Origin of the sequence: Streptomyces sp. NPDC026092 (genome assembly GCF_040638605.1) — a bacterium.
Lineage (GTDB): Bacteria > Actinomycetota > Actinomycetes > Streptomycetales > Streptomycetaceae > Streptomyces.
The window spans coordinates 233288-252977 of sequence record NZ_JBEZYN010000004.1; the positions used below are offsets into that span (position 1 = coordinate 233288).

The 19690-nt window shown below is 69.2% G+C and carries 14 protein-coding genes and 1 pseudogene; 6 read left to right on the top strand and 9 right to left on the bottom strand.

Annotated elements, in window-relative coordinates; translation table 11 throughout:
* Positions 1–142: 142 nt before the first annotated feature.
* The 3 genes and pseudogenes from aspS (at position 143) to AB0F56_RS08365 (ending at position 3237) form a co-directional block, all read left to right on the top strand.
* Positions 143–1972, top strand: coding sequence for an aspartate--tRNA ligase (aspS, locus tag AB0F56_RS08355; protein ID WP_362005588.1), 1830 nt, complete (start codon positions 143–145; stop codon positions 1970–1972).
* A 215-nt stretch (positions 1973–2187) separates the two neighbouring features.
* Positions 2188–3031 (top strand): annotated as a pseudogene (locus AB0F56_RS08360) (helix-turn-helix transcriptional regulator).
* Positions 3028–3237, top strand: coding sequence for a DUF397 domain-containing protein (locus AB0F56_RS08365; RefSeq protein WP_362005591.1), 210 nt, complete (start codon positions 3028–3030; stop codon positions 3235–3237). Before AB0F56_RS08360 ends, AB0F56_RS08365 begins: the two are co-directional and overlap by 4 nt.
* Positions 3238–3275: 38 nt before the next feature.
* Here the strand turns inward: AB0F56_RS08365 and AB0F56_RS08370 are convergent, their stop codons facing one another.
* The 8 genes from AB0F56_RS08370 to metG form a co-directional block, all read right to left on the bottom strand.
* Positions 3276–3830, bottom strand: a complete 555-nt coding sequence (locus AB0F56_RS08370; protein WP_362005592.1) for a hypothetical protein — start codon at positions 3828–3830, stop codon at positions 3276–3278.
* 5 nt (positions 3831–3835) lie between these two features.
* The gene (locus AB0F56_RS08375; protein ID WP_362005595.1) at positions 3836–4246 is read right to left on the bottom strand and encodes an Imm50 family immunity protein; all 411 of its coding nucleotides are present in this window, start codon (positions 4244–4246) and stop codon (positions 3836–3838) included.
* A complete protein-coding gene (locus AB0F56_RS08380) occupies positions 4233–4736 on the bottom strand; it encodes an Imm50 family immunity protein (protein WP_362005598.1) in 504 nt (167 codons plus the stop codon). The genes AB0F56_RS08375 and AB0F56_RS08380 overlap by 14 nt, the downstream gene beginning before the upstream one ends.
* Before the next feature lie 97 nt (positions 4737–4833).
* A complete protein-coding gene (locus AB0F56_RS08385) occupies positions 4834–5496 on the bottom strand; it encodes a hypothetical protein (protein ID WP_362005600.1) in 663 nt (220 codons plus the stop codon).
* 64 nt (positions 5497–5560) lie between these two features.
* On the bottom strand, positions 5561–10195 hold the full coding sequence (locus AB0F56_RS08390) for a putative T7SS-secreted protein (RefSeq protein WP_362005602.1): 4635 nt from the start codon (positions 10193–10195) through the stop codon (positions 5561–5563).
* Complete coding sequence (locus tag AB0F56_RS08395) at positions 10195–10842, bottom strand: hypothetical protein (RefSeq protein WP_362005605.1); 648 nt, start codon at positions 10840–10842, stop codon at positions 10195–10197. Before AB0F56_RS08395 ends, AB0F56_RS08390 begins: the two co-directional genes overlap by 1 nt.
* Positions 10823–11320: an SseB family protein gene (locus AB0F56_RS08400; RefSeq protein ID WP_362005607.1), complete on the bottom strand. Its 498-nt coding sequence runs from the start codon at positions 11318–11320 to the stop codon at positions 10823–10825. Before AB0F56_RS08400 ends, AB0F56_RS08395 begins: the two co-directional genes overlap by 20 nt.
* Positions 11321–11419: 99 nt before the next feature.
* Complete coding sequence (gene metG / locus AB0F56_RS08405; RefSeq protein WP_362005608.1) at positions 11420–13027, bottom strand: methionine--tRNA ligase; 1608 nt, start codon at positions 13025–13027, stop codon at positions 11420–11422.
* Between the two features lie 136 nt (positions 13028–13163).
* Here metG and AB0F56_RS08410 point away from each other — a divergent pair, with 136 nt between their 5' ends.
* Together AB0F56_RS08410 and AB0F56_RS08415 are read left to right on the top strand one after the other, a co-directional pair.
* Complete coding sequence (locus AB0F56_RS08410) at positions 13164–13817, top strand: response regulator transcription factor (RefSeq protein ID WP_362005610.1); 654 nt, start codon at positions 13164–13166, stop codon at positions 13815–13817.
* A complete protein-coding gene (locus AB0F56_RS08415) occupies positions 13814–14980 on the top strand; it encodes an ATP-binding protein (protein WP_362005613.1) in 1167 nt (388 codons plus the stop codon). The genes AB0F56_RS08410 and AB0F56_RS08415 overlap by 4 nt, the downstream gene beginning before the upstream one ends.
* Here the strand turns inward: AB0F56_RS08415 and AB0F56_RS08420 are convergent.
* Complete coding sequence (locus tag AB0F56_RS08420) at positions 14947–17280, bottom strand: VWA domain-containing protein (protein ID WP_362005615.1); 2334 nt, start codon at positions 17278–17280, stop codon at positions 14947–14949. The genes AB0F56_RS08415 and AB0F56_RS08420 overlap by 34 nt on opposite strands.
* Before the next feature lie 320 nt (positions 17281–17600).
* Between AB0F56_RS08420 and AB0F56_RS08425 the strand changes: the two genes are divergently transcribed.
* A complete protein-coding gene (locus tag AB0F56_RS08425) occupies positions 17601–19673 on the top strand; it encodes a PhoX family protein (protein WP_362005617.1) in 2073 nt (690 codons plus the stop codon).
* The last annotated feature ends 17 nt before the right edge of the window (positions 19674–19690 follow it).

Here is a 19690-nt window from a genome sequence, read left to right on the forward strand (position 1 = left end):
CGCCACTGAGCGTATTCGAAATGCGATCTTGGGTCGCCCGGTAGGCTGGGCGGGGTCTGCCGCCCTGCCATGGCATGCGATGTCACGTCACGGCGGCGCACCCCCTTGATTCCCGTAGATCCCGAAGACTGGATGAACGACGATGCATCGGTACAGGTCCCACACCTGCGGCGAGCTCCGCGCCTCTGACGTCGGCACCGACGTCCGGCTGAGCGGCTGGCTGCACAATCGGCGCGACCTGGGCGGCATCCTCTTCATCGATATCCGCGACCACTACGGCATCACGCAGCTCGTCGCCCGGCCGGGCACGGCCGCCGCCGAGGTGCTCGACAAGCTGACGAAGGAGACCGTCGTCCGCGTGGACGGCAAGGTCGTCTCGCGTGGCGCGGAGAACGTCAACCCGGAGCTGCCGACCGGCGAGGTCGAGATCGAGGCCGCCGAGGTCGAGGTCCTGGGCGCGGCGAAGCAGATCCCGTTCACCGTCAACACGGACGACGGCGTGAACGAGGAGCGGCGCCTGGAGTACCGCTTCCTCGACCTGCGCCGCGAGCGCATGCACCGCAACATCATGCTGCGGTCGGCCGTCATCGCCTCCATCCGCTCGAAGATGGTGGCTCTCGGCTTCAACGAGATGGCGACCCCGATCCTCGCCGCGACCTCCCCCGAGGGCGCCCGCGACTTCGTCGTGCCGTCCCGTCTGAACCCGGGCAAGTTCTACGCCCTCCCCCAGGCGCCGCAGCAGTTCAAGCAGCTGCTGATGATCTCCGGCTTCGACCGCTACTTCCAGATCGCGCCGTGCTTCCGCGACGAGGACGCGCGTGCGGACCGTTCGCCGGGCGAGTTCTACCAGCTCGACGTCGAGATGAGCTTCGTCGAGCAGGAGGACGTCTTCCAGCCGATCGAGAAGCTGATGACGGAGATCTTCGAGGAGTTCGGCGGCGGTCGTCACGTCACGTCCCCGTTCCCGCGGATCCCGTTCCGCGAGTCGATGCTCAAGTACGGCAACGACAAGCCGGACCTGCGTACGGCCCTGGAGCTCGTCGACATCTCGGACGTCTTCGAGGCGTCGGAGTTCAAGGCCTTCGCGGGCAAGCACGTCCGTGCGCTGGCGGTCCCGAACACGGGCGACCAGCCGCGCAAGTTCTTCGACTCCCTCGGCGACTTCGCGGTCTCCCTGGGCGCGAAGGGCCTGGCGTGGGTGCGCGTGGGCGAGGGCAACGCTCTCACCGGCCCGATCGCCAAGTTCCTCACCGAGGAGAACATCAAGGTCCTCACCGAGCGCCTCGGCCTGGAGCCGGGCCACGCGATCTTCTTCGGCGCGGGCGAGTTCGACGAGGTCTCCAAGATCATGGGCCCGGTCCGGGTCGAGGCCGCCAAGCGCGCCGGCCAGTTCGAGGAGAACGTCTTCCGCTTCGCATGGATCGTGGACTTCCCGATGTACGAGCGGGACGAGGAGACCGGCAAGATCGACTTCTCGCACAACCCGTTCTCGATGCCGCAGGGCGGCCTTGAGGCCCTGGAGACCCAGGACCCGCTGGACGTCCTCGGCTGGCAGTACGACATCGTCTGCAACGGCATCGAGCTCTCCTCGGGCGCGATCCGGAACCACGAGCCCGAGATCATGTTCAAGGCCTTCGAGATCGCGGGCTACTCCCGCGAGACGGTCGAGCACGAGTTCGCGGGCATGCTCCGCGCCTTCGAGTACGGCGCCCCGCCGCACGGCGGCATCGCCCCGGGTGTGGACCGCATCGTGATGCTCCTGGCCGACGAGCCGAACATCCGCGAGACCATCGCCTTCCCGCTCAACGGCAACGCCCAGGACCTCCTGATGGGCGCCCCGACGGAACTGGACGAGGCCCGCCTGCGCGAGCTGAACATCCAGCTCCGCAAGCCGGTCGAGTCCAAGGTCGTGGAGACCCCGACCGCCGACCGCCCGATCACGGACGCGGTCCACCCGGACGCGGCGCGGTAGTCCGTCTTTGGTCCGTCCTTCGGACGAGGGGAGGCCCGGGATCTTCGGATCCCGGGCCTTCCGTATTCCGCTTCGTTGAACCGGCCCCGAACGCAAGGGAGTTGGTGAGTTCCCGTCGTACCGTTGAAGCAACGTTCGGCAACCGGGGGGTGCGATGAGCGACGTGGTGACGCCCGCAGACGACGAGGACGGCGCCGGGGGCGCGGGGGTGCGGCATGTCGGTGGATCACGGGGTGGGGCGGCTCAAGGGTGAGGCGGACGAGCCGGGCTGGGAGGTGGACCCGGACGACGACTGGGGCGTGGCCGTCGTCGCAACCGTGGGACGGCAGTTGAGGCTGTGGCGGGAAGCGGCGGGGATGCGGGCCGGCGACTTCGGAGTCGCCGTGGGCTACGGCGAAGACATGATCTACACGCTGGAGGGCGGGAAGCGCATCCCGCGCCCCGAGTTCCTCGACCGGGCGGACGAGGTGCTGAGGGCGGACGGCATGATCGCGGCGATAGAAGGTCCGCGACCTGGCGAAGCTGGAGGCGGGCGCGGTCGAGCTCCAGCTCTACGACCCGCTCAACATCCACGGCCTGTTGCAGACGCCCGAATACGCGCGCGGACTGCTGCTGATGCGGCGGCCGGCGTACACGCAGGACGAGGTGGAGCGGATGGTGACCGGCCGCATGGCACGCAAGTCCGTGTTCGAACGGGACCCGGCACCGGATCTCGGCTTCGTCCTGGAGGAGTGGACCCTCCGACGTCCGTTGGGTGGCCGCGCGTTGCTGCGGTCCCAGCTCGAACACCTCTTGGAGGTGGCGCAGTTGCGAAGCGTCGAACTTAAGGTGATGCCGATGGATCGCGAGGAGCACGCAGGGCTGGCCGGTGGCATCGAGGTCCTGAAGTTCGGGGACGGATCGGCGGTCGGCCGTTCCCCCGCCGTGGCCAGCGGCCGACCGGTGACCGAGCGGAAGCAGCTCCGTATCCTTGAGCTGCGGTACGGCATCATCCGGGCCCAGGCTCTCACGCCCCGTGAGTCGACCGCCCTCATCGAGCGACTGCTGGGAGAGACATGATCCGCAACATCTCGGCCGGGGACGCCTCCGAACTGGCGTGGTTCAAGAGCAGCTACAGCAGCAGCAGCGAAGGCGACTCCTGCGTCGAGGTCGCCACGACCCCCGCCACCATCCACGTCCGCGACTCCAAGTGCCTCAACGGCCCCCGACTCACCCTCACCCCGACCGCCTGGACGGGCTTCATCGCGTACGCGTCGGGCAACTGACGCCCCACGGGCTCAGGGTTGTGGGAGAGGCCAGGCGCCTAGGGGAATTGGTGGACGACGATCCACGTCTCTACTTCCTCGGTGGAGACCGCGCACATGACGCGGCCGTCCTCCGACATCGTGAGGAAATCGCTCCTACCGGTGCCGGCGCGAATTCTGGACGGAAGGTTGCTGCCGATGGTGTCCTTTACGTGGATCCAGCCGACTTCGTGCCCGCGTGCGACCGGAGCAAGAACGTAGAACGTGGTGCCGATCCCGGTGAGTTGATAAGTGGCGGTCCGGGCCGACCATTCGCTGTCCAGCTGCGAGGAGGCGTCGGGGAGTGAATCGCTGATGGTGACAGTCGGCGCGACTTCAAAGCCATTTACCGCATAGATCGCGGACATGACGTCGGGAAAGCCCTCGGGGACCTCGCGATCGATCACCAGCAGCCCGCTGGCCTCCAATTTGTGCTGCCACTCCGGCGTTGATCCGTCAGGGTCCTGCTCAGGAAAAATGATGACCACATCCCTTACATGGCGACTGCGTCGCCGGCTCTCCGTTGCGCACTTTCTGCCCTCACGAGTAGATCTGAGGCTGCTGTCAGTCGGCATCTGCGTCACGATGCGTCAGAGCGGAGGAACGGACGTGCCCGGGTCAGGAGGGGGGCGGACGCCGCGAAATCGAGGTGCGATCGCTCGCCGTCCACGGAAACTCTGACGCTTTCGTCATCGCGACGGTCCAGCATGACCACCGAATCGCGAGCACTGGAGTCCCAGCCCGTGATCCGGAGCTCCTTCACCCGCATGAACTTCAGGTAGAACTCAACAGCGTTGTACGTCCGGCCTGTCCAGGCGGGAGGCGGCGAGGACGGGAGAACGGACGTCTCGAAACCCAATGTCACCGAGGCGTCTCTTTCGTCGATCTGTACGTAGAACAGCTCGCATTCGTTCAGCCTCGGCGGCCTCGCGTAGGCGTCAGTGATCGCCTCTGCCGAGTCGGTGATCAAGGTCCAGTCAGAGTCGCCCATAGAAGGTCTTTTCATCGGTTTCCGGGATGGTTTGATGGCGCAGACTGTCGATCTTCCGCGAGAAGAGGTGATGGCTTCCGTCCGTACCGCCGGCCGCAACCTTGAAGGCACTCACATGCCCCACCAGGAAGGACGCGTTGCTGGTGAAGCCAAGGTCCACCTCGGGACCTGTCACCCGCACCCGAATTCTCCGTTCCCCGCCCAGGGGTTGGGCATCGAAGGACGCGGAGCGTACGGGGGGATTCCACTGCGCCAGGGACAGGTCCTCCACCGCCAGGAACTGCAGGTGGCACTGGACGGTGTCGATGTCCGCACCCTCCCACTCCGGAGGGCGTGCGGCTGGGAAGCTCGTGAGGTCCACCCTCAGGGTGACCGTTGGCCCCCGCCAGTCCACGTTGATGGACCGCAGCCTGAAGTCGTCGAGAGGCGGGACCGTTCCATAGAGGGTCGCCAGACTCTCGGAATTCGCCAGGGTCAGACTATCGATCATAGAGTAGTGCGGCTCCTCGCCGTGTTCGGGGCTGGGGCCAGACTCAGAGGGTCTTGGTCAAATACCGGGCCTGGGTGGGGGTGGTGGCTTCCGGCCTTCAGAGATAGGCGAGATCTCCACCTCGCTCGATGAATCCGCTGATCCGGTCTTCAGCTGCGCCGTCTTCGAGAACCTTCGCGCCAGTCGAAATTCTCTGGAGAGTCTCCGCATAGCGTCGAGTGGGGCAGAAGATGGTGAACCCAGAGTCATGGTGCCTGTTGAGGGGGATGATGGGACAGAACCCTGCCTGGATGGACAGGCTCACGTACAGGGAAGCTACGTTTCTGCGCTGCGACTCCAAGTCGATCGAGTTCTTGAAATCCCGGGAGAGTGAGAAATGCTCCTCCATGACTTGTGACGATCGGATCCAGGCGTCACCCGTCTCGTTTCCTTCACCCACAGCACACGCGAACCCCGAACTTCGGATTTTCAGCTCGTCGATGAATCGACCTACTGCAGGTGCGGTGTTCGGAAGCGTCTGAAACATGGACTCGTAGTATGGCAGCGTCGGGAACTCGTGCGTCGCCGTACGCCTTCTCAACTTCCGCAAGAATGAGGGGTCGTCGCGGGGTGGCTCCCAGCCTTCCGGGCGAAGCTTTGCTCTCCAGGTGAAGAACCTCCCTTGGTTCAGGTGAGGTAGCGTCGCCGCCCAGGTGGCGCTTTCCGTGAGCGGATCGCAGAAGACCCACACGGCCGCGACATCATCCAGCGGGCCCTCCAAGGACGAGATCCTCGCCCCGGCCCCCGTTGAATCCCAAACAGGTTGCCCGGCGACAGTGCGAGCCTCACTCTGCATTTCTTGGTCCTCCCCTGAGTCCGTACGCGGATTGCATGTCACCATAGTAGACATGCTCGCCCTTGGGGCCATGGTAATGAGGCAGTGACCACTGTTCTTGTTCCGGATCACTATGCTTGAAGTAGTGTCCATTTGCGTGGTGGTGGAACTCGATCTCGTTGCCCTTGGAGTCGATCGCCCGAATTATCTCCCACGGTTCTCCCCTGGGGCCAAATAGGTTCGGATTCTTGCCCCATTGCTCTTCCCTCATAATGTAAGAAGGATCTTCGATGTCATAGCGGCGCAGAATCTCGGCGAGAGCAGAATCGTGGTCGGCGAAGTGAACATCGCCGCGTTCGGTATCCAGAGTGAGGTGCTTATCGGGTCCTCCGGGCGGGCACGGCCCCAGCCCCAGCGGGTCGCTCCACGTGTGGGGGTTGTGGACGTACGTCGCCGGGTTCGGGGCCGGGGTCAAACCCAAGGGGTCCGGGGACAGGTACCGGGCTGATTCCGGGTCGTAGTAGCGGAAGTGGTTGTAGTGGAGGCCTGATTCGGGGTCGAAGTACTGGCCCGGGAAGCGGAGAGGGGTGTAGGCCGTGGCCGTGCGGTTCCAGGTTGTGGTGCCCCAGAGAGTGGTGCGGGTGTGCCAGGCCAACTCTCCGGATTCGGAGACCAGTTCCGTCGGCGTGCCGATCAGGTCCGTCACGATGGCGAAGAAGCGTTCGTCGGTCGAGTCCGTGCGGCGTTCCGTCTGGGCCAGGGGGCGTAGGCCCGCGTGGTCCCAGGTGAGGGTGACCTCGGCCGTCTGCTGTTCGCAGAGCGTTGTGGCGTCCCAGGTGAAGTGGGTTGTTTCCAGAAGGGATTGCTTCGATATTCGGCGGCCCAGAGGGTCGTACGCGTACCGCCAGACGGTGCCGTCGGGGGTCGTCACCGACGTCAGGCGGTCTTCCGGGTCCCAGGTGTACCGCCAGGTGTCCGGTTTCCTGGAGAGGCGGGTCTTCTGGCGCAGGACCGTGCGGCCTTGCGCGTCGTGCTCGTAGCGGACCGTCCCCGCGGCGGCGATGCGGGTGCCCGTGTAGGTGCGCGCGCCCGTCGCCGCGTGGGAGGCGTGCGTGGACGGCCAGGAGGCCTCCGTCTGGTTGCCCGCCTCGTCGTAGGCGTACCGCTCCGTCCAGCCGGCCGCGTGTACCGCCGTGACCCGGCCCGCCGTGTCCACGTCGAAGTGGCGCGTCCCCGAAAGCGCGTCCGTGACACCGATCAGGTTGCCGTCGGGGCGGTACGCGTACGTGCGGTGCTGGAGGTGGGTTTCCCGCGACCTCACGTCCTGGGTCGTCAGGCGGCCCATCTCGTCGAACGACGACGTCAGCGTCACGAAGTCCGCTATCCGGCGGGTCACTTCGCGGCCCGCCGCGTCCCGGCCGAACGTCAGGCGTCGGCCCGATGTCGTCAGCTCCGTCCGCCGACCCACCGCGTCGTAAGCCCACGTGCTCGTCGAACCGCCCGGGGTCGTCCGGCCCGTCCGCCGGCCCACCGCGTCGTGCGCGAAGGAGAGTGTTCGGCCGTTCACGGTCTCGGCGACGAGGCGGCCGTAGCGGTCCCTCAGGCGGGTCAGCGTCGCGTCCGGACCCGTCGCCTCCGCCAGTTCGTCGAAGACGTCGTACTCGTACGTGGTGACCGCGCCGGCCGCGTCCTTGCGGACGATCTGGCCGAGCGCGTTGCGCTCGAAGCCGATCGTCTGGTCGAGCGCGTTCGTGCGGGAGGTCTGGCGGCCCGCCGCGTCGTAGCCGTAGGTGAGCCTGCGATCGTCGAAGTCCGTCTCCGACACCAGGCGGCCCGCGCCGTCGTACGCGTACTCCCACGTCAAGCCCTGCGGGTTGGTCACGCGCGTCAGGCGCAGGTTCGTGTCGTGGGCGAAGTGGTAGCGGACGCCGTCCGGGGTCGTGCGGGACGTCAGGAGGTCGAAGTCCGTGTACGAGAAGTGGGTTGTTCCGCCCAACGCGTCCGTGTGCGTCAGGCAGTTGCCCTCGCCGTCGTACGTCCACGACTCCACCGTGCCGTCCGCTGCCGTACGGCGGGACGGCAGACCCTCCACCGTCCACTCCAGGCGCGTCTGCGCGCCGAGGGCGTCCGTGATCCTGGTCGTGCGGCCGAACGCGTCGTGCTCGTAGCGGGTCGTCGATCCCAGCGCGTCCGTGATCTCGGTCGGCAGGCCCCGGGAGTCCAGGACCAGGTGGGTCGTGGCGCCCAGGGGGTCCGTCACCGAGGTGAGCCCGCCGCCCGCGTCGTACGTGAACCTCGTCGTCGCGCCCGCGGGGTCCGTGACCGAGGTGCGGTTGCCGCGGTCGTCGAAGGTCTGGCGGGTGACATTGCCGTCCGCGCCGAGGACGCGCGTCGGGAGGCCCAGGGCGTTGTACTCGGCCCGCACCTGACGGCCGTCCGGGCGCTCCAGCTCCGTCATGCGGCCGTGCTCGTCGTACCTGGAGCGGGTGACGTTGCCCAGCGGGTCCGTGCGGGACAGGAGCCGGTTGTGATGGTCGTACGTGAAGCGGGTGACCGAACCCAGTGCGTCGATCTCGGCGACGCGTTGCGCGCGGTCGTTGATCAGATGGCGCTGGGTGTGGCCCTCGCCGTCCGTGAAGGCCGTCAGGCGAAGCCCGGTCGCCGGGTCGATGTCGTCCCAGGTGAAGGTGGTTTCGAGGTGCCCGTTGGCGCCCGACTGGTAGGTGCAGCGGTCCTGGTCGTCGTAGACGTAGTCGAAGTGGCTTCCGTTGGTGTCCGTCCACGAGGTGATGCGGCCGTGTTCGTCGCAGCCGAAGCGCAGGGGGCGGCCCGAGGAGTTCACGACCTCGGTCAGGTGGCCGTCGGTGTAGCCGTAGCGCAGGATCTCCTGGTCGGATCCGTCCGCCGCCGCTCCCGCGAGGTGCAGGGCCGTTACGCGGCCTTCGCTCGTGGTGAGCTTCAGGTGGTAGCCGCCGTGGCGGACGATCGAGGTCGGGGCGCCCGTCTCGTCGTGCTCGAAGGTGATCCACCGGCCGTTGCGGTCGTCCATCTGGGCCAGGAGCGCCAGTTCGTGGGTGTGGTCGGTGAAGTGCCAGACCCGGCCCGTGCCTGGATCCGTGATCGTGTAGCCGTCCTCCACCCGGTCCAGCGGCCACTGGCGGCCGTGGGTCGGGACGACCGGGACCCCCGGGGCCGGGTGGGGGTAGGACAGCAGACTGCCTTCGTCGCAGCTGAAGACCACGCCCTCGGAGTCGATCTCCAACCGCTGATCCACCGTCGACGACCACGTCGGGCCGAACCAGCGGCCCGAGCGGCGCGAGGAGTCGAAGGTACGGCGGAAGAGGAGGGGGAGCGAGCCCGGCAGGGTGATGTCGGTCTGGGGCAGCAGCATGTGGCCCGACGCGATGTCGACCGGGTCCTGCTCGCAGTCCTTCTGGCCGGTCGTCTTGCAGCTGGTGGGCGGGTCCTTCTCCTGGTCCGCCCGGCTGGAGCCCGGCTTCTCGGGGGCTTCCGGCAGGTGCTTGGTGCCGTTCAGGCCGGCCCGGAGGCCGCCCTTGATGACTCCGCCGCCCTTGGTCCCGAGGATCTCGGGCAGCAGCCGGCCGAGGAACTCGCTCGGGTCGCCCTTCGCCGCGTCCCACGCGTTCTTCAGCGCCCGGTCCGGGTTCGCCACCGTGGAGACCAGACCGGCGAGCGTCGTGTTGACGCCCTTGTAGTAGTCCGCCGGGTGGGTCAGGTTGTACACGTCCGTCGGGTTCACGGACCGGACGAAGTTGACCAGGCCCGCCGTGCCCTTGACGACGCCGCCGCCGAAGTGGGCCAGTTCGAAGCCCTGACCCATGGCGTGGTCCATCAGTTCGAGCTTGGCCTTCTCGACGCCCGTCGGCTCCTTGGGCGCGTGGGCCAGTGCCGCGCGCACCGCCGTCTTCGCCGTCTCCCCGGCCTCGTTGCGGGCCTGCCGCGCGTCGTTCAGGATCTCCCGGGCCCGCGCCCGCTTGGCCTTGCCCGGGTCGGAGAACGTGCCCGGGTGCGGCAGCGGACTGTCCCCGGTACGCGCCGTGTTGTAGGCGTCGACCTTCTTGTTGTAGGTCTCGACCGCCGACTTGGAGTCGCTCTCACCTTCCCTGTACAGCGCGATCGCCTCGCCCGCCTTGCCCTGCGCGGTCACGATCGCCTTGGAGTACGTCTCCAGGGCCTTGGCCGCGTCCTCCATCGCGTCCGCCGCGTGCAGCCAGTCGGTGGGCAGGGTCTGGAACTTCTCCCGGAAGGCGTTGGCCGCCTCGCCCTTCCAATGGGCGGCGTCCAGCTTCTTCATCCCGCCCCCGACCAGGTCGAAGGCGCGCTTGAAGTCCCGCAGGTTCGTCACCGTCGCCGCGATCCGCTCGGGCTTGCCGTGGATCAGCTCGTTCGCTTCCTCGGACTGCCCGAGCTGCTGCTCCCCGACCTGGGCGCCGAGCGAGGAAGCCGTCTCGTCGCCCCAGTCCTCGACCGCGTCCGCCCAGTCGTGGGCCCCGACCTTGTCCAGGCCGTCACCGATCTTGTCGGTGGCGTGGTCGATGCCCTTGCCGACAAGCTCCTTGCCCTTGTCGATGCCCCTGTCGAATCCGTCGACGATGCCGTCGCCGATCCCCCGCCAGTCGACCATCAGCGGCTCTCCCCCCACCGCGGCTGCTCGGCCTGCTCGATCGTCGCCCGGTCGGGACGGAGGGTCTCCTTCAGCTCCTCGTCCATCGCGTCACGCAGCTTCGGGTCCACCACCCCCGAGTTCTCCATCGAGTCGAGCAACGAGTCCTCGACGTCGTACGCCGTGTTCCGCCAGGTCTGTTTCACCTCCTGGTGGGCCTCGGTGAACGACTTCTCGCTCCAGTCCGCGTTGTCCCACATGTGCTGGTCGCGGATGGTGTCCCAGCGCATCTGCTTGACCTCGTCCTCCGACAGATGCGGGTTGCCGTTGAGGGAGTTCACCGCGATCTTGAAGGAGTCCTTGACGTACTGCTCCTGCTCCGCGAACGAGCCCGCCGACAGGCCGACCCCCTGTGCGAAACCGTTTCCTCGCAGGGTGAGCGCACGGACGCCCCACTCCCACCGGTTGCAGAACGTTTCGAACTCGGCCGTCAGACCCCCGTGCCCGAGCTCAAGGCCCGACAGCGCCAGGCCCGAGAAGCCCCGGCCCGCCGACGCCTCGCCGATCATGCCGAGCTCCTTCAGCTCCGCATGCGCCAGATCGATGCCCTTCACGATCTCCGCGAGCGCCCCCGCCGGCGCCGCGAGCTCAGGCTCGTTCCCGCTCATCCTGTGCCCCCGTCCCCCCGAGATCCACCGCCACCTCGTCCGGGACGATCCCCGCCACCGGCGGGAACACCATCCCGTCCGCACTCCCCGCGTCCAGCGCCACCCCACCCGGACCCGGCAGCATCGGCACCATCACGTCCAGCAGACGTGCGCCGAGGACCGTCCGGTACGTCCACTCCCGTGCCGCCTCGCCCCGCGCGACCGCGAAGCGCGCCAGCGCCTCCTCGTCCGAGAAGGCGCAGATCCACCGCACCCCGTTGAAGTCCGCCGTCCACAGGCTCCCGTGCTCGTCGAACGGGACCAGGACCGCCGTACGACGGAATTCGCCGAGCAACCGCGCGAATTCGCGGCGGGCCACCGCTGCCGCGTCGGCCGGTTCCGCCCTCGGAGCCGTGCTCGGCGGAGGGGTCTCCACCAATTCCGCCAGTCTTGAGACCCGTTGAGGCCTCGATATGTCCCCGTCCCCGTTCTCCGTCACCCACGCATGCTGCCACGTGATCATTTCCATGAGCAACGAGCAAAACGGCGAGGCCCGGAACCTGTCCGGTTCCGGGCCTCTACGTACTGCCGAAGGACGTCAGTCCTTCTTCGGGTCCTCCAGGCGCGGGAAGAGGATCGCGCCCTTCGTGACCGTCGTGCCTGCCGGGAGCTTGCCCCATTCGCCGGCCGACTGGACCGGCTGGGAGGGCAGGGTGCCCAGGGAGGCCTCGGCGCCGAGGGACTCCCAGAGCTTCTGGGAGGTCTCCGGCATGATCGCGTTCAGGAGGACCGCGACGCCGCGGAGGGACTCGGCCGCCGTGTAGAGGATCGTCGCCAGGCGGGCGCGGCCCGTCTCGGACTCGTCCTTGGCGACCTTCCACGGCTCCTGCTCCGTGATGTAGCCGTTGACCTGCTTCACGAAGTCGAAGATCGCCAGGATGCCGCCCTGGAAGTCCAGCTCCTCGCCGATCTTCTGGTCGGCCGTCGCGACGGCCTTCGCCAGGCCCTCGTGGATCGCCTTCTCCGCGTCACCGTCGGCCGTCGCGGCCGGCAGGGCGCCGTCGAAGTACTTGCCGACCATCGCCGCGACACGGGACGCGAGGTTGCCGTAGTCGTTCGCGAGCTCGCTCGTGTAGCGGGCGGTGAAGTCCTCCCACGAGAACGAGCCGTCGCTGCCGAACGCGATCGCGCGCAGGAAGTACCAGCGGTACGCGTCCACACCGAAGTGCGAGGTCAGGTCCTGCGGCTTGATGCCCGTCAGGTTCGACTTCGACATCTTCTCGCCGCCGACCATCAGCCAGCCGTTCGCGGCCACCTTGCCCGGCACCGGCAGGCCCTGCGCCATCAGCATCGCCGGCCAGATCACCGCGTGGAAGCGCAGGATGTCCTTGCCGACCAGGTGCACATTGGCCGGGAAGGTGTCCGCGAACTTCTCCGGGTTCTCGTTGTAGCCGACCGCCGTCGCGTAGTTCAGGAGCGCGTCGATCCACACGTAGATCACGTGCTTCTCGTCCCACGGCACCGGGACGCCCCAGTCGAAGGTCGAGCGCGAGATCGACAGGTCCTGCAGGCCCTGCTTGACGAAGTTCACGACCTCGTTGCGGGCCGACTCGGGCTGGATGAAGTCCGGGTTCGACTCGTAGAACTCCAGCAGCTTCGGGCCGTACTCGCTCAGCTTGAAGAAGTAGTTCTCCTCCTTGAGGATCTCCACCGGCTTCTTGTGGATCGGGCACAGCTTCGTGCCGTCCTCGGCCTCGATGAGATCGCCCGGGAGCTTGTACTCCTCACAGCCCACGCAGTACGGGCCCTCGTACCCGCCCTTGTAGATCTCGCCCTTGTCGTACAGGTCCTGCACGAACTCCTGGACGCGGTCCGTGTGACGCTTCTCCGTCGTCCGGATGAAGTCGTCGTTCGCGATGTTCAGGTGCTCCCAGAGGGGCTTCCACGCCTCCTCGACGAGCTTGTCGCACCAGGCCTGGGGCGTGACGTTGTTCGCCTCGGCCGTGCGCATGATCTTCTGACCGTGCTCGTCCGTGCCGGTGAGGTACCACACCTTCTCGCCGCGCTGACGGTGCCAGCGCGTGAGCACGTCGCCTGCGACGGTCGTGTAGGCGTGGCCCAGGTGAGGAGCGTCGTTGACGTAGTAGATGGGGGTCGAGACGTAGAACGCCTTCGCCCCCTGCTTCTCGGATCCAGTGGCCGCCATGGTCGAAATCCTAACGGGCGGTTCAAGATCCACTCACATCGATAACGACCGGCAGGGGTGGTGGGAGCGCGGAGACGTTCGCGAAACGTTGGTCGGCGTAGAAAGAGCCGTGGCCGTCAGCAGCGAGGAAGAGATCATGCGCGTACTTGTCGCCGAGGACGAGGAGGTCCTCGCGGAGCTCCTCGCGACCGGTCTGCGACGGGCCGGCTTCGCCGTCGACACCGTCTACAGCGGCGACGCCGCCCTCGCCTACCTGGGCCTGCACGACTACGACGTCGTCGTCCTCGACCGCGACCTGCCCCGCGTCCACGGCGACGACGTCGCCCGCGCGCTCGTCGCCCGCTCCGCCCGCACCCGGATCCTGATGCTCACTGCTTCCGCTTCCACCGAGGACCGGGTCGAAGGGCTCGATCTCGGCGCCGACGACTATCTCGGCAAGCCCTTCGAGTTCCCCGAGCTGGTCTCCCGGGTGCGCGCCCTGCGGCGGCGCAGCGCCCGGCCCGTACCGCCGCGGCTCGAACGGGCGGGCGTGGAGATGGACACCGTGCGGCGTGACGTGACCCGGGAAGGGCGCGTCCTTGATCTGTCCCCGAAGGAGTTCTCCGTACTCCAGATCCTGCTGGAGGCGGACGGGGCGACCGTCTCCGCCGAGGAGCTCCTGGAGCGGGCCTGGGACGCCCACACCGACCCGTTCACGGGCGCGGTCCGGGTCTGCATGAGCAAGCTGCGCGCGAAGCTCGGTGAGCCGGCGCTGATCCGGACGGTGCAGGGAGTGGGGTACGCGCTGTGACGGGTGTCCTGGAAGCCGGCTCCACCATCCGGACGCGGATCGCGCTCGTGTACGGCGCTGTCTTCGTCGTGCTGGGAGGGTGCCTGCTCACCGTCGTGAACCTGCTGTCCCGCGCCGGTACGGAGGGTGAGGCGGACGCGATCGCGGCGCGGGTGCGGGTGGTGGCGCCGTTCGAGACCGTCACCGCGTACCGGCTGAGCGACGACGTCAGCCGGGCGGCCGGCGAGCAGATGCTCATGTGGTCCTGCCTGGCCCTCGTCGTCATGGCGTTCTGCGCCGTCGCGGTCGGGTGGTGGACGGCGGGGCGCGTGCTGCGGCCCGTCCACGAGATGACCGCGCGTGCGCGGCGGCTCTCGGAGCGGAACCTGCACGAGCGGATCGCCGCGAGCGGGCCCGACGACGAGCTGAAGGAGCTCGGCGACACGATCGACGCGCTGCTCGGCAGGCTTGAGGCCGCCTTCGACAGTCAGCGGCGGTTCATCGCGAACGCCTCGCACGAGCTGCGGACGCCGCTCGCCACGCAGCGCGCCGCGATCCAGATCGGCCTGGACGACGCGAACGACGTCAAGCAGGTGCTCCTCGACAGCAACCGGCGCAGCGAGCGCCTCATCGAGGGGTTGCTGGTCCTCGCGAGGAGCGAGCGGGGGCTCGAGGGGCGGGAGCGCGTCGAGCTGGGGGGTGTGGTCGCGGAGGAGTGCGAGACGTACGGGGTGGAGTACGGCGGCGACCTTGGTGGCGGGGGCGATGGCGAGGGCGGGGGTGTCGTGCTCGGGAGTCGCGTGCTGCTCGGGCAGCTCGTACGGAACCTCGTCGCGAACGCCGTCGCCTACAACGTCCCGGGCGGATCCGTGGACGTGCGTGTGGATGGCTGCGTGCTGACCGTCGCCAATACGGGGCCGGTGGTCGCCGCGGGTGATGTGCCCGGGCTCTTCGAGCCGTTCCGGCGGGGCGAGGGGCGCGACCGGATGGGGCCGGGCGCGGGGCTCGGCCTGTCGATCGTCCGCTCCATCGCGGTGGCGCACGGGGGGACCGTGGACGCGGTCGCGCGGGGGGCGGGGGAGGGCGGGGGCCTGGTGGTGACGGTGACGTTGCCCGTCTGCGTCACCACCAGGCCCGCCGTCGGTTCGGGTCAGGCCTCCCAGGTGGAGAGCAGCCCGCGGTAGAAGTCGGCGTGGGCGGTCTCGGAGGGGGTCGTGCCGGCGAGGAAGTGGCCGGTACGGGGGGCGGTGAGCTTACGGAGGTAGTCGAACGCCTTGTTGTCCTCCTCGCCCCACGCGACGAACTGCCAGTGGATCGGGCGCTCGGCGGCCTCGGCGAGCGCCTGGGTGGCGGCCGTCTTGGACTCGGGGGCGCCGTCCGTCTGGAAGACGACGAGGGCGGGGCGGGCGGGGTCGGCCTTCTCGTGGTGGGCGAGGACCTCTTCGACGGCGCGGTGGTAGTTCGTACGGCCGAGGCGGCCGAGGCCCGCGTTGATCTCGTCGATGCGGCCCTCGATGCCGGCCGGGCGGAGTTCGGCGGTGCCGTCGATGTCGGTCGAGAAGAAGACGGCGGTCACGGTCGCGTCCTCGGTGAGGTGCGCGGCGAGCGCCACGGTCTGCTCCGCGAGCCGCTGCACGGACCCGTCCTTGAAGTACCCCCGCATCGACCCGGACCGGTCGACCACGAGATACACGGCCGCCTTGGCCTTGACCAGCCCACGCTCCTGAAGCGCCACCTCGGCAGCGGCGTACGCGTCGACCAGCTGGGGCGCGTCGGCTGCGAGGGGGGAGGCGGGGGTGGAGGTGGTGGGGGCCGGGGTGGGCTCGGGGGCGGCCACGGACTCGGCGGCCGGGACGGCCGCCGCCGGCTCGTCGACGGAGGGCTCCGCCTCCGCGACGACCGCCTCCGGCTGCGCCGGGGCGGGCTCGGGCTGCTCGGCGACGACCGCTTCCGGCTGCGCCGCGACTGCCTCGGGCTCCGTCGCTGAGGCCTTGGGCTTCCTGGTGGCCTTCGGCTTCGCCGTGGCCGCCTCGGGCTGCTCGGCGGCGGCCGCCTTCGCCTCCGCCAGGACGGCCTCGGGCTTTTCGGCGACGGCCGCCTTCGGCTCCGCCTCGGCTGCCTGGGGCTGCTCGGCGTCGGCGGCTTCCGGCTTGGCGTCGGGGGCCGTGAGCTCCTCGGCGACGATCGCCTTCGGCTCCGCCGCAGCTGCCTTGGGCTTCTTGGCGGCGGCCGTCTTCGGCTTCGCCTGGACTGCCTGTGGCTCTTCGGCGGTGGCGGTTTCCGGCTTGGCGTCGGGGGTCTTCAGCTCCTCGGCGACAGCGGCTTCCGGCTTGGCTTCGGCGGCGGCCGTCTTCGGCTCCGCCTCGGCGGCCGGGGGCTCCTCGGCGACGATCGCCTTCGGCTCCGCCTCGGCTGCCTTGGGCTCCTCCGCCACGTCGGTGGCGGGCTCGTCGTTCTGCGGCTCCGCCGGGGCGGCGGCTTCCGCGGTTGCCTCGGGCTCGTCCGCCTTGGCGGCAGCCTCGGTGGCCGCAGCCTGCTCGTCCGCAGCGGGCTGAGCCGCTGCGTCGACCGGCTCAGTCGCCGCCGGGGCGACGGCCGCCTCGGTTTCCGGCTCCGCCGAGACCGGCTCGGTCGACGGGGCTGCCTCCGCCTGGGCGGCGGTCTCCTCGGCCTCGGCCTTGGCCTCAGCCTCCGGCTCAGCCTCGGCCTCGGGCTTGTCCGTCGCCTTGGTCTTCGGCTCCGCCGCGACCCGCTCGGCCGACGGGGTCTCCTCCGCCTGGGCGGTGGCTTCCTCGACCTCGGCCGGAGCCTCCGGCTCCGCCTCGGCCTCCGCCTCGGCGGCGGGCGTCTCCGTCTCCACCGCGGCCGTCTCCGACGGCGCGGTGACGGCCTCGGCCACCTCAACCGCCTCGGCCTGCTCCGCCCGCTCCGCAACGGCCTCGTCCGCAGCCGCGGCCGGCTCCGCCGTCACCGCGACAACGGCCTCGTCCGCGGCCTGCTCCGACGCCACCGCAGCCGCGGCCGGCTCCGCCTCCACCGCGACAACGGCCTCGTCCGCGGACGGCTCCGCCGCCACCGCGGTCTCCGCCTCCGCAACCGCAGCCGGCTCCTCCGCCGCGGCCTCCGTCACCGACCCCGTCGCCCCCCGCGACGACGAGCTCGCCGTCCGCGCCGCCGGGACCTTCGGGTTGTCGAAGGCGGCTGCCACCAGGTCGTCCGCCGCGCGCTGGGCCGCGTCCTTCTTCGGAGCCGCCGCCGAGCCGGTCGTCGCCGACGGAGCCGCTTCCGAAGCGACCTTCGCCCCCGCTGCTCCTGCCGACTCCGCCGCCCCCGCAGACCCCGTCGCCCCCGCCGTCACCGGCTCCGGTGCCGGGCGGGACTGGTCCGCGCCGGCCTGGGGCGGGACGGAGGTTGCCGGGGAATCAGCGTGCTGTTCCGCACGATCGCGTCCGAACACCTTGCGCAGCAAGCTCCGAATGCCCATGGGCGAGGCCTTTCGCATGAGTTGAGTGCGGTGAATGTCCGTACTGGGAGGAATCATCCCTGGCCAGGGCGGACACGTAAGGTTAGCGGCCCCGGGTGTCGCGCCCTCGGTGGCCCATAATCGACCCTCCCCGGCCCCCGCGCGGCCCGCGCCACGCCCGCGAACGACCCCCGAACGGGCCTCCGTTCCTGCCCATTCATGCACCGTTCACTTCCGCGCCGCCCCCGTGCAGATGTGTGCACATAACGTCACCGCCGGACCAATTCCCGACACCATGTCGGGACCAAGGGGCGGCGCAGTGTGCGCCGGAGGAGGACCAAGTGCGCAAACTGCTGCCGCTGCTGAGCACCAACCCGCACGGAGGCGGCCGTTCCGCCCTCACCTGCCGGTTCCGCTGTGGTGACGCCTGCTTCCACGAGGTGCCGAACACCAGCGGCAACGAGTACGTCGGCGACGTCATAGCCGGCGTCTACTCCCGCCGTTCCATGATGCGCGCCGCCGCCGTCGTGACCGTCGCCACCGCCGCCGGCAGCGCCGTCGTCGGCTCGGGCGGCTCGCCCGCCGTCGCCGCCGCCCCCGGCGCCGACGCCGCCTCCGCCGTCGCCAAGGGCGTCCACCGCCCCGACGGTGCCCGCGGTCTGCGCTTCACGCCCGTCGCGCCCAACACCGCCGACAAGGTGACCGTCCCCAACGGCTACGAGCAGAACATCGTCATCCGCTGGGGCGAGCCCATCCTCCGCGGCGCCCCGGCCTTCGACGCCGAGAAGCAGACCGCCGCCGCGCAGGCCGGTCAGTTCGGCTACAACAACGACTTCCTGAGCCTCCTGCCCCTCCACGGGGAGCGGGACCGCCAGGTCCTCGTCGCGAACCACGAGTACACCGACGAGATCCTGATGTTCCGCGGCTACGACGCCGCCAACCCGACCCGCGAGCAGGTCGAGATCGCCTGGGCCGCCCACGGTCTCTCCGTCGTCGTGGTCCAGGAGGAGCGCCGCTCGGGCAAGCTCACGCCCGTCACCCGGCACTCGCTCAACCGCCGCCTCCACACCACCAGCGAGTTCGAGCTGACCGGCCCCGCCGCCGGCTCGGCGCTCCTCAAGACCTCCGCCGACCCGACCGGCCGCAAGGTCCTCGGCACGCTCAACAACTGCGCCGGCGGCACCACCCCGTGGGGCACCACGCTGCACGGCGAGGAGAACTTCAACCAGTACTTCGCCAACGGCTCCAGCGCCACCGACAAGCGCTACGGCGTCGGCACCGGTGCCTCCGAGCGCAAGTGGGAGCGGTTCGACAAGCGCTTCGACCTCAAGCAGGAGCCCAACGAGGTCCACCGCCAGGGCTGGGTCGTCGAGCTCGACCCGTACGACCCCCAGTCGACCCCGCGCAAGCGCACCGCGCTCGGCCGCTTCAAGCACGAGGCCGCGCAGCCCCGCCTCACCGCCGACGGCCGCCCGGTCGTCTACATGGGCGACGACGAGCGCTTCGACTACTTCTACAAGTTCGTCTCCTCGAAGCGGATGATGAAGGGCAACTCGCGGGCCGCCCGCGCGCACAACCTCACCCTTCTCGACGAGGGCACCCTCTACGTCGCCAAGCTGACCGGCGACAGCCCGGCCGCCCAGATCGACGGCACCGGCAAGAACCCGTCCGACGGCGAGTTCGACGGCTCCGGCGTCTGGATCCCGCTGGCCACCGGCAACGTCTCGCACGTCGAGGGCATGACCGCCGAAGAGGTGTACGTCTTCACGCGTCTCGCCGGTGACAAGGTCGGGGCCACCAAGATGGACCGCCCCGAGGACGTCGAGCCGTCGCCCCGCACCGGCCGCGTGTACGTCGCGCTCACCAACAACACCGACCGTGGCAAGGCCGGCAAGGCGCCCGCCGACGAGGCCAACCCGCGCAACCTGAACAAGCACGGCCAGATCCTCGAGCTCGCCGAGAACTGGGACGACCCGACCTCCGACGGCTTCGCCTGGCGGCTCTTCCTCGTCGCCGGCGACCCGAACGACCCGGCCACGTACTTCGCGGGTTACCCGAAGGAGAAGGTCTCCCAGATCTCCTGCCCGGACAACGTCGCGTTCGACCCGCACGGCAACCTGTGGATCTCCACCGACGGTGCCCAGCTCGGCTCGCACGACGGCCTGTTCGGTGTCGCCACGCAGGGCGAGCGGCGCGGTGAGCTCAAGCAGTTCCTGACCGTCCCCAAGGGCGCCGAGACCTGCGGTCCGATCATCCAGGACCGCCGCGTCATCGTCGCCGTCCAGCACCCGGGCGAGCTCGACGGCGCGTCCGTCGAGAACCCGAAGTCGGAGTGGCCCGACGGACCCGGCAAGATCGTCCGCCCGGCCGTCGTCTCCGTCTGGCGCAAGGACGGCCGCGACATCGGCGTCTGAGTCGAGTACGGACGTCA